Source organism: Microcystis sp. M_QC_C_20170808_M3Col (genome assembly GCF_007095505.1).
Classification (GTDB): Bacteria; Cyanobacteriota; Cyanobacteriia; order Cyanobacteriales; family Microcystaceae; genus Microcystis.
Genome location: NZ_SFBY01000078.1, coordinates 1 through 9,876, shown reverse-complemented (window position 1 = coordinate 9,876; position 9,876 = coordinate 1). Strand labels below are relative to the sequence as shown.

Below are 9,876 nucleotides of genomic sequence, written 5' to 3'. Positions count from 1 at the left end.
CATACCGAAACTAATACGCTTGGGGAGAGATTCCCTCTGGTTTGGTTGGATACGTCCTGCCAGATTAAGGAAACTCAGTGAACCAAGAATCCCTCGCATGAGAGCGATGGGAGTGTCAAAGTAATCACTGGAAAAAGTTAACAGGGACGCAATGAAACACTTTCACGAACCATGGATTCAAGAATGGTGTCAAGAAAACGGCTGGACAGAGCTATTTCTCGAACGCTACAGTAATTATTGGGCATTCCCTCCCAATGCCGTGATGCCAGAACCAATTCCCACCAAAGTGTTACAAAAAATTAAGCGCCAAAAAGGTCTATCTCCTGCCGAAAAACTTTGGTTAGGAGTGGCGATCGGATTGACTGTAACAGCTTTAATTCTCTGTGTCATCCTCGCTTGTCCTATGCCTATAGTTCTCGCTTTCGCTTTTGATGCTGTCACCGCAGCGCGATTGGAAGTGGAATATTAAGCAGGCAAAAATTGAGCAGCAAAAACCCAAAAAGGGGGAGATTTTTCCGAAAGTCTTCCCCTTTACCGCTTTTTTCTGGACAGGGACGATCGATCTGTCTTGAATCAGTAATCGGTGATCAGTAGTCAGTAGGAGAATAGAATATTAAGTGAGCAGTATTCAATGGCAGTTTTCTGCTGTCTTTTTACTGATTACTGTTTACTGTTTACTGATCACTGAAAAGTCCCCATGTCCGAATCTCGTCGCTTACAGTTTACCCCCGATCTGGAAATTTGTCGTATTTTGAACGGAATGTGGCAAGTTTCAGGGTCCCATGGTTCGATCGCACCCCAAAAAGCGATCCCTAGTATGTTTTCCTATCTAGATGCCGGTTTCACCACTTGGGATCTGGCCGATCATTACGGTCCGGCCGAAGATTTTATCGGTGAATTTCGTCGTCAATTAGTTGCCCAAAGGGGCATTGATGCTTTAAATAATCTGCAAGCTTTCACTAAATGGGTTCCCCGTCCGGGTAAAATGACTAAGGAAATAGTCGAAAAAAATATCGCTATTTCCCTACGTCGTATGGATGTGGATAGTCTCGATTTATTGCAGTTTCACTGGTGGGATTATCGCGATAAAAATTATCTAGATGCCTTATATTTTTTAGGAGAATTACAACAGGAAGGCAAAATTAAACACCTGGCCTTGACTAATTTCGACACGGAACATTTAAAAATTATTCTCAGCGCCGGGATTAAAATAGTCTCCAATCAAGTCCAGTTTTCCCTGATCGATCGTCGTCCTCTAGCTAAAATGGCGCAATTTTGCCAGGAACATAACATCTATCTACTCGCCTATGGTACTCTAGCAGGAGGCTTATTAGGGGCAAAATATCTCGGTCATCCTGAACCTAATGCCATGAGTCTCAATACCGCTAGTTTACGGAAATATAAAAACATGATCAATGCTTGGGGAAACTGGCAATTATTCCAAGAATTATTAACCGTTCTTAAAGCGATCGCTGATTCCTATCATGTCACCATTCCTAATGTGGCAGTGCGTTACGTTCTCGAACAAAAAGCCGTAGCTGGAGCAATTATTGGGGTACGTTTGGGTGTTGCTGAACATATCCAAGAAAATGCCCGTATTTTCGATTTTCAATTATCCCCCCAAGACTATCAAAAAATTGATCATGTCTTGCAAAAATCCCAGGATTTATTGCAGTTAATCGGTGATTGCGGTGATGAGTACCGTCGTTAACGAAGGCGGTCGGCAGGGGCAGGAGGCCGTTTTTGTAACGGGGATTTATGCCCCGCTCCCAAAACTTTTCGCCTTAAGGTGAGGTTTTAGTCCCGATTTTTTCGATAAGTAGGTAGGTGTTAAAAATTGTCAGCTTCCCCCCCTTATCAAGGACTGATAACTGATAACTGATAACTGATAACTGATAACTGAAAAGAGGCTAATGATGAGATTTGAACAACCAATCCCCGATGATCCCGCTAATCAATGGCGCTATCAATTAGATCAATTCGTGCAGGAAAATCAACAGGAATTAGCAGGTTTAATGTGGGGTTTACTCTCGGAATGGGGAGAAGATGCCCAAGAAACCCTGGGCATCGATCTTAAACCCCAGCCCCATTTTGTCTGTTGTTCTAAGGAAGCTCTAGAGAAATTAAATCGCCAGGTTAATCGCAAAATTCAAGAGATGCTTGGGATTATTTATCGCTATAATCCCAGGGAAGAAGTGGCTATAGTCGCTATCGGTGATGGTCAGGTAAAATTGATTTATTTTCAACCCGATCTTTCCCCTCCTGAATGTTTTAATCGCCTCGAAGTGGATCTCGATACCCTCATTCAACAGTTAGAGGTCAAAATGCTGACGGAAATCCAATCTTTCCCAATTTGATGCCGATTGCCAACGCAAAAAGTTGGCAGGTTGTCCCACCGATAAACCCGCTAATCCGATCGCTTTTCTGGGGGATTCTGTCCCTAGAAGAATTGCTGTTTCTAAATCACATATTCCCCAGTTAACTAAATTGGCTACTCCTTGTAATAAGGGTAAGGTTGTTCCCGCTAAAGTACCGTCAAAAAGTCTTGCTGTTCCCTGTTTAACTTCAATTTCTCTCTCGTCCCAAGGATAGACACCATCCCCTAAACCGATCGGTGCTAAAGCATCACTAACTAAGAAAATTCCTCGATGATAATTACTGGCTTTTAGTAATAATTCTATCATGGTTGCATGGATGTGTTGACCATCGGCAATTAACCCACAATAGACATCACGATTGATAATTGCTTCCCCTAATAAACCCGGTTGACGATGATGTAAAGGAGGCATGGCATTAAAGGCATGAGTAACCATTTTTGCCCCCTGTAAAAAGGCTTTTTTGGCTATTTCTTGACTCGCTTGCGAATGTCCTAAACTGACGGTAATTCCTCGATCGCTTAGGTATTTAATCACCGTACCGCTACTATCTAATTCTGGGGCTAGGGTGATAATTTTTACGATCGATAAGTAGTTCCCAAAGAGTTTATCTACTGTTTCTATACTTGGTTTTAAAAGATATTGTCCCGGATGCGCCCCCCTTTTTTCATAGTTTAAAAATGGACCCTCTAAATGTACTCCTAAAACCTGGGCGCTCCCTCGATTTTCCTGTTGCTGTTTCTCGATATATTTGGCAATTACTGAGAGGGATTTTTGAAATTTCTCCACGGACGTGGTGACTAGGGTGGGAAGATAACCATCAATTCCTTGATTCCCAAGATAATCGCTAATCTTATCTAACTTTTCTAGATCTGTTATTTCTAAGTCGGGAAATGCTAATCCTAATCCTCCATTGATCTGTAAATCTACTCCTCCTAACGATAGCCAATCCCCTTCCATATCGATAATCTTTTCCCCTTTTATCCTTCCCCCCATCTCCGTTATCCTCTCAATCTTTCCAGCAGCATTTATCTCTATTTGTTGTCGATCCTGATGGTGGGGAATTCTAGCGTTAATTAGGGTTATCATAGAAGCAGAAAACTAATTTTTTTTTATTATAATCTCAAAAAAAAACTTTTTTTTTGATGATGCTTGACAAGTGTGCATTTTTTTGAGATACTTTTTTATATAATGGGAATCTTTGCGTTTACCTTTGAATGCCCACATCCGATTATATAAAAATCATCATAAAAAAATGATACCATAACCTGACCGCTCCCTGTCCAGAGATTGCAAAAATACTTGACAAAACAATCACATCCCCTTTCTGCCGCAGTTCCGGCGTTCCCCAAAACCAGTGACTGTCAGAGGGAAAGCTTTGTCCTATAATAAAATTAAGACCTTATAAAAACTCCTTTTTTAGCAATAAAAGAGTAGCAATCTCAGCAATTAGACAGGGGTGTGTGTTGTTTAGAAAAATAGGGAAAAAGACTCAAGAACCGCGTCGTATTATTATCGGAGATGTGCATGGCAGTTTTCAGACACTTTTGCGACTATTAAACCGAGTTGCTCCCGATAGTGAGGATGAGGTTTATTTTCTGGGAGATTTAATCGATCGAGGACAGCAGAGCTTGGAAGTGGTGGATTTTGTCATCAAAAATAACTACCAATGTCTCCTAGGAAATCATGAATATATGCTCTTAAAAGCTCTGACGGGAAAAGAAGTTCCTGAAAGATGGTTCAACGGCTGGATTGAGAGTGGTGGGGCGGCGACACTACTAAGTTATAATAACAATATACCCGCCGAGCATATCAATTGGTTCCAATCCCTACCCGCTTATTTAGACCTAGGAGATATTTGGTTAGTTCACGCGGGAGTACACCCAGAATATCCCCTTGAACAGCAAACAAACGAGCAGTTTTGTTGGATTAGAAATGAATTTCATACCATGACCCAACCCTATTTCAAGGATAAACTAATTATCACAGGTCATACTTTAACCTTTACCTTTCCCGATGTCAAACCTGGACAACTAGCTCGCGGCAGCGGTTGGCTAGACATTGAAACTGGGGTTTATCATCCTCAAAGTGGTTGGTTAACTGCTTTAGATTGGACAAATCAATTAGTTTATCAAGTGCAGTCTCAAAATAAAAATTGTCGCACGATCCCTTTAGAAAAAGCCGTGGTTAATCTAGACATTGACAAGATTTCTCGCTACTCTTCCCAGCAAAGCTCATCTAAATCGCTGAATATTTAATGGTGATCGGAAAAGAGAAGCGATAAAATCGGAAGGATCGGTTAAAATAGTTGATAATCTGATTAATACTCTTTGCTAATGACCCTTGAACTCTTATACCAAGCCTTCATCCAAACAATTCAACATCCTGACCCTGAGATAAATCTAGCTCGGGCAGCCCTACAAATAGCCAATTTTGAATATCCGCGCCTCAATATTGATCACTATTTAAATAGAATAAATTTAATGGCTGAGGAGGTAAAAAAACGTTTACCCGATAGATTATATCCTTTAAAAATAGTCAAGATTATCAATCAATATTTGTTTGAAGATTTACAATTTACTGGTAATACCCAAGAATACTATGACCCCCGCAATAGCTACTTAAATGACGTAATTGATCGCCGCACGGGTATTCCGCTCACTCTCTCGATCATCTATTTAGAGATTGCCAAACAGATCGATTTTCCCATGGTAGGAATTGGTATGCCGGGTCATTTTATTATCCGTCCCGATTTCGAGGAAGTGGAAATTTTTGTCGATCCCTTTCACGGTGGTGAAATCTTATTTAAACAGGACTGTCAAGAAAGATTAAGTCAAGTTTATCAACAGCCAGTTAAATTAGAAGAACATTTTCTCAATATTGCTACCAATCAGCAAATTTTATTACGTTTGTTGACTAATTTAAAATATATTTACCTGAATCGTCAACAATGGTCTCAGACAATTCGGACAATAGAGCTGCTACTTTTGCTCATTCCTAATCATCCCCTAGAGCTGCGCGATCGAGGTTTAGTTTACTATCAAATTGGACAATTTAGCCGAGCGCAACAGGATTTAGGCTTCTATCTCGCTCTCCTACCCAACGCTCAAGATGCGGAATCCATTCGGCAATTATTGCAAAAAATTAACTCTTAAGTCGACTGATTACTGATTACTGTTCACTGAAAAATCCCCCAACCCTTTACTGATAAATGATAACTAAGATGACTATTAGTCCTTCTGTCACCACGAAAAAACTCAAAATTGGTCAACTGCGAAAAGTCCATCATATCGCTTTCAACGTCAAAGATATGGAGGCTTCTCGTCATTTTTATGGGGAAATTTTAGGCTTAGAGGAATTAGTGGGGGAAAAAATTCCCAGTACCTTAAAAGAATTAGTTGCCCAGGGAAAAGTGGCCAATTTTATCACCCCCGATGGTACAGTAATTGACCTATTTTGGGAACCAGATTTAAACCCCCCCGACGACAATGCCGAAATCGCTTTTACCCGTGCCAACCATTTAGCCTTCGATATTGCTCCCGAATGCTTCGATTTTGCCCTAGAAGTGCTACAAAGTCAGGGAATTACTATTGCTAGTGGACCCGTGACCCGTCCGACTGGGAGGGGGGTTTACTTCTACGATCCCGATGGCTTTATCGTCGAAATTCGCTGTGATCCCGCATCTTAACGACTCAGAGGACGAAAACTGCGACTAAAAACCAGAAAAGTTAGGATAATCGCTAATATAATCGCCGTTATCGCAATTAGAGGCAGAGAGACCTGTTTAACAGCGATCGCCAAGAAAGCCCAGATAAACACCCCGATAAAAGCCCGATCTTTTCGGTTTAAACCGACTAAAATCGCGATTATTGCCCCGATAACCATGATTATCATCGTCCAGATACTAGGAGCAATTCCCCAACCGTTCCAGTTGGTCCAATCTAGCACCGAAGCGACGTTGACAATCGTGGCTACGGTAATCCAAGCGAAATAGATACTAATAGGAGCATTAACTAATAAACCCTGTTTACGATTGACAATAAAGCGATTAATTTCTAAGCGGAGATAAAGCCGGATGAGAGGAATTAAAATGCCTAGCATTGCCAGTAAAGACAGGATAAAAAAACGGGATTGAAAGAGAATTACCCAGAGAATCTGACAAGCACTAGCGATGGCTAATTCGTAGCCTAACCGACGCAAACGCGGTTCAGTTTTATTGAAAGCCAAAGCTTGGTAAATTCCCAGACTAATTAAACCCAGATAGATTAATCCCCAGATAGCAAAAGCATAATTAGCGGGAATAATTAAGACATCTTGAAAAACTGTATTCGAGATAGCCCCGATATTTTCGCCGTTGAGAGGGAAAATATTAGCGAAAATATTGGTGATAAAAGCCCCTAGAATAGCAAATAAATTTAGTTCTTGTCGGAGACGATCTCGATCAAAATTCATAGGTCAATCAAAGATGGAAAACATCATTTCGCCCTGAGCGGCCAATTGCCCATCGACTCTTGCTTCCCCTTGCATTTTAGCAATTTTATTCATCTTGAAGGATAATAATTCCACCGTCATGATTAATTGATCCCCTGGCACCACAGGACGACGAAAACGGGTTTTATCAATGCCAGCGAAGGCAAAAAATTTTCCTTTCATCCCGGGTAATTGGGTCAAAATCACTCCCCCCACTTGGGCCATGGATTCAACAATTAACACCCCCGGCATCAAGGGACGATTGGGAATATGACCGGGAAAAAAAGGCTCGTTGATCGTGACATTTTTTAGGCCAACGGCCTTTTGACCGGGTACATAGTCAATAATACGATCAACTAGGGCAAAGGGATAACGATGGGGCAGTAGTTGGCGAATTTCCTCGACGGTAAAGGTAGTTTTTATGACTGGTTCCAACTCGGTTAAGGCTTCGGTCACGATGGTCATGTAAGTCAAAAATTACAAGTGAGATCAGACATTATCTCATAATCAGTTATCAGTTATCAGTTATCAGTTTACTGTTTACTGTTTACTGGAAATGGCTGACAGCCTTTTTAATTGGGCATTTCAGTTAAACGAGCATTTTGATAATAATGGCTGAGAATGCGGTCATAAGTCACCCCTTGGTCAGCGAGGGAAAAAGCACCCCATTGACTTAAACCGATCCCATGACCGAAACCGCGACCATTAATGGCAAAAGTACCGTTATTAGCTGAAATCGTGAATAGGGTACTACGCAACTCCAGTATTTGCCGTAATTGGGTATCAGAGATTAATTTAGAGCCTTGATCGCCCACTACGCGCATTCTAATCACTCGTCCGTGGGGAGTGGTCCTTTCGGGAGATAGCGATCGCACGCGACCAACACCACCGATTAAACGGCCTAATTCACTGGCGCTAAAGTTTTTTGACCATTGAAATACTGGTGCGACCTGATCGTAATCGACGACACCGCGTAGGTAGGGTAAGGGGGAATTCCAAACATCCTCGACATTTTCCGTATGGCCTCCGGAGGAGGAGTGAAACACCGCTAGAATCGGTTTGCCGTTGAAGCTCATAATTTGTCCGGCGGTGGCATTAACCGCCTCCTGGGTGCTAGTAAACTCGCTTTCTAGACCCTTATAAACTTGGGTGCGGGTGGTAGTACCGAGATCGTAGATGCGATTGCCGGAAGTATTCATTTGGTAGAGAGCATAGGTGCGCGCCGCCACGGATTGGGCTTTTAAGGCCTCTTGCGGCCAGGAGGGAATCGCTTCCGCACCGACGACACTATAGAGATATTCCTCTAAATCGACTAAATTTAGGGCTGTCACCCCAGAACCTTGCCGAATGAGCCTTGTACGTCCTCGATACCAGCGATCATTAATCCAGACGTAACCATCATTCCCTGGTTCGATGATCAATTGACTGGCCTGCCAATCGGCCAAACCCACCGCTTTTCCTCTGGGATTAGCATTGAGGGCATTCATGGCGGTCAATTCTCCTAAGACTCTGCCGGCCCCATCTTTCACCACAGCATCGGTGGAACTGCCCACGGAGACGGCACTAACACCTTTACTGATGGCAATGCGTAATTCGACAGCAGCCTGGACTGGGGCGATAATCAAAGCCCAAAAAACTAGGACGAGCCAGCTATGGGCAGGCAGGCGCTGCAGGTAACTACCCAGCAGCCTTGCTGTGTGTTTATTGGTCATGGGGATCGAACTCCTCACACAATCGATCGATAATCAATTTTACCCAGACTGGGACTTTTTTGCTACTCCAGTTCGGAAAAATTTTTCCCCTGTCACTTTTTCCCGATTGTCTGACAATTTTTCTGTCCTCTGACCCCCTGAATCGGCAAATTGCCCTATTTTGTCCGATTAATCGGGATTTATTCGGGTTAGTCGATTATTCTAATTAGTCGGGCAAAATTAATTTTCTAGGTTCGAGTGGACAATCGCCAATTCTTGCCGCCAAACTAGCAGGGATTTCTCCCAAGCTAGTTCCCATTTTTGCGCCAAAAAAGGCGGTATTTTTTGACTCTTTAACTAAAGAACTTCCATCTTAAGTTGAACCCGGGGATGAGGATGATGAAATCTTTCATAATACAGTGAGTTTTTTTCTTCTTCAGTGAATTCTAGGTTAATCATGTTTTCAATGAGTGCTTTGCTTCTAATTATGACTCTTAAACTATAGCGTTTCCTGTTCACAAAAGGTACATTTTCAATCCTGAAAAGCTTAATCAGCAAAAGTTAAATTGTACCTCACAAATGCGAGAAGCGCTATATATTATTGTGGTTCTTCGTTACTTAGTATGGTTCGATAGGGTGGCATAAATGAACTAAATCCTTATCTGGCAAGAGATTTGATTAGTTCGCTCTAGATCGAAAACAATTAACAAAAATCGCCAAATGTCTTTTTCTATAAGAGTTTCATTCCTTATAACCCTGTACGTTGCATAAGACAAACCGAAGAACCATTATTGTCTTTGAGTAAAAAATGCAAGTTATAGCCGTGCAAAGTATATGAGTGAAATTCAATTTTAATCGGGAGTGGGAAGTGGGAGAAAAATCCCTAACTGGGTTTTTGAAGTTTGATCGGGAGTTCATCGTAATATTAAAAGCGGATTTGGTATAACATCTTGTAAATAAGTATTGTTATAATAATGACATCAATCAAGCTATCGTCGCCTATGTCTGAACAATTAATCGCTAATCTTGCTCATGCCTTTAAACCAGTTCCTTTACCTGCTGGTAGTCCCTTTTATGTAGATCTAAAAGCAGTGAGAGCGGATGCCGATGTTTGTCTAGATTTGGGCAGAAAAATTATTCGTGCGTTGCCAACAGAGTACACCCATCAACTCTACACAGGACATCGAGGAGGGGGGAAATCAACGGAATTATTGCGCCTGAAAAAATAGACCTCTTGCATAATTTTTTTATGGTATAATATAAGGTTTTGCTTTTTTCTCAATTCTTAGATTGAAGTGGAAAAAAGAATAAAATGTGATCTTAGGTCAGGAAATCATCTA

The 9,876-nt window shown here is 41.7% G+C and carries 11 protein-coding genes; 7 read left to right on the top strand and 4 right to left on the bottom strand.

The window, feature by feature from the left end; genetic code table 11:
• Nucleotides 1-151: 151 nt before the first annotated feature.
• From EWV84_RS04070 to ccmS, 3 genes are all read left to right on the top strand, one after another.
• Nucleotides 152-469 carry a slr1957 family protein gene (locus EWV84_RS04070; protein ID WP_286826323.1) on the top strand — a complete coding sequence of 106 codons (318 nt, stop codon included), beginning with the start codon at nucleotides 152-154 and terminating at the stop codon, nucleotides 467-469.
• Nucleotides 470-697: 228 nt separating this feature from the next.
• Nucleotides 698-1,711 (top strand): aldo/keto reductase, encoded by a 1,014-nt coding sequence (locus EWV84_RS04065; RefSeq protein WP_286826324.1) that lies wholly within the window; start codon nucleotides 698-700, stop codon nucleotides 1,709-1,711.
• 205 nt (nucleotides 1,712-1,916) lie between these two features.
• Nucleotides 1,917-2,357: a beta-carboxysome assembly chaperone CcmS gene (ccmS, locus tag EWV84_RS04060; protein WP_287076606.1), complete on the top strand. Its 441-nt coding sequence runs from the start codon at nucleotides 1,917-1,919 to the stop codon at nucleotides 2,355-2,357.
• Here ccmS and nagA read toward each other — a convergent pair.
• Nucleotides 2,313-3,464 (bottom strand): N-acetylglucosamine-6-phosphate deacetylase, encoded by a 1,152-nt coding sequence (gene nagA / locus EWV84_RS04055; RefSeq protein WP_287076604.1) that lies wholly within the window; start codon nucleotides 3,462-3,464, stop codon nucleotides 2,313-2,315. The genes ccmS and nagA overlap by 45 nt on opposite strands.
• 374 nt (nucleotides 3,465-3,838) lie before the next feature.
• On the opposite strand from nagA, the gene EWV84_RS04050 reads away from it, so the two are divergent.
• From EWV84_RS04050 to EWV84_RS04040, 3 genes are all read left to right on the top strand, one after another.
• On the top strand, nucleotides 3,839-4,633 hold the full coding sequence (locus EWV84_RS04050; protein WP_287076602.1) for a metallophosphoesterase family protein: 795 nt from the start codon (nucleotides 3,839-3,841) through the stop codon (nucleotides 4,631-4,633).
• A 78-nt stretch (nucleotides 4,634-4,711) separates the two neighbouring features.
• On the top strand, nucleotides 4,712-5,530 hold the full coding sequence (locus tag EWV84_RS04045) for a SirB1 family protein (RefSeq protein ID WP_287076600.1): 819 nt from the start codon (nucleotides 4,712-4,714) through the stop codon (nucleotides 5,528-5,530).
• 68 nt (nucleotides 5,531-5,598) lie between these two features.
• Nucleotides 5,599-6,063, top strand: a complete 465-nt coding sequence (locus EWV84_RS04040; protein WP_286826328.1) for a VOC family protein — start codon at nucleotides 5,599-5,601, stop codon at nucleotides 6,061-6,063.
• On the opposite strand, the gene EWV84_RS04035 is transcribed toward EWV84_RS04040, so the two are convergent.
• From EWV84_RS04035 to EWV84_RS04025, 3 genes are all read right to left on the bottom strand, one after another.
• The gene (locus tag EWV84_RS04035) at nucleotides 6,060-6,827 is read right to left on the bottom strand and encodes a TspO-related membrane protein (RefSeq protein ID WP_286826329.1); all 768 of its coding nucleotides are present in this window, start codon (nucleotides 6,825-6,827) and stop codon (nucleotides 6,060-6,062) included. The two genes, EWV84_RS04040 and EWV84_RS04035, sit on opposite strands and share 4 nt — an antisense overlap.
• 3 nt (nucleotides 6,828-6,830) lie before the next feature.
• Nucleotides 6,831-7,310 carry a 3-hydroxyacyl-ACP dehydratase FabZ gene (fabZ, locus tag EWV84_RS04030; RefSeq protein ID WP_012268022.1) on the bottom strand — a complete coding sequence of 160 codons (480 nt, stop codon included), beginning with the start codon at nucleotides 7,308-7,310 and terminating at the stop codon, nucleotides 6,831-6,833.
• Between the two features lie 107 nt (nucleotides 7,311-7,417).
• A complete protein-coding gene (locus EWV84_RS04025; RefSeq protein ID WP_286826982.1) occupies nucleotides 7,418-8,557 on the bottom strand; it encodes a SpoIID/LytB domain-containing protein in 1,140 nt (379 codons plus the stop codon).
• 980 nt (nucleotides 8,558-9,537) lie between these two features.
• Here EWV84_RS04025 and EWV84_RS04020 point away from each other — a divergent pair.
• Nucleotides 9,538-9,765: a hypothetical protein gene (locus EWV84_RS04020; RefSeq protein ID WP_287076597.1), complete on the top strand. Its 228-nt coding sequence runs from the start codon at nucleotides 9,538-9,540 to the stop codon at nucleotides 9,763-9,765.
• Nucleotides 9,766-9,876: the final 111 nt, after the last annotated feature.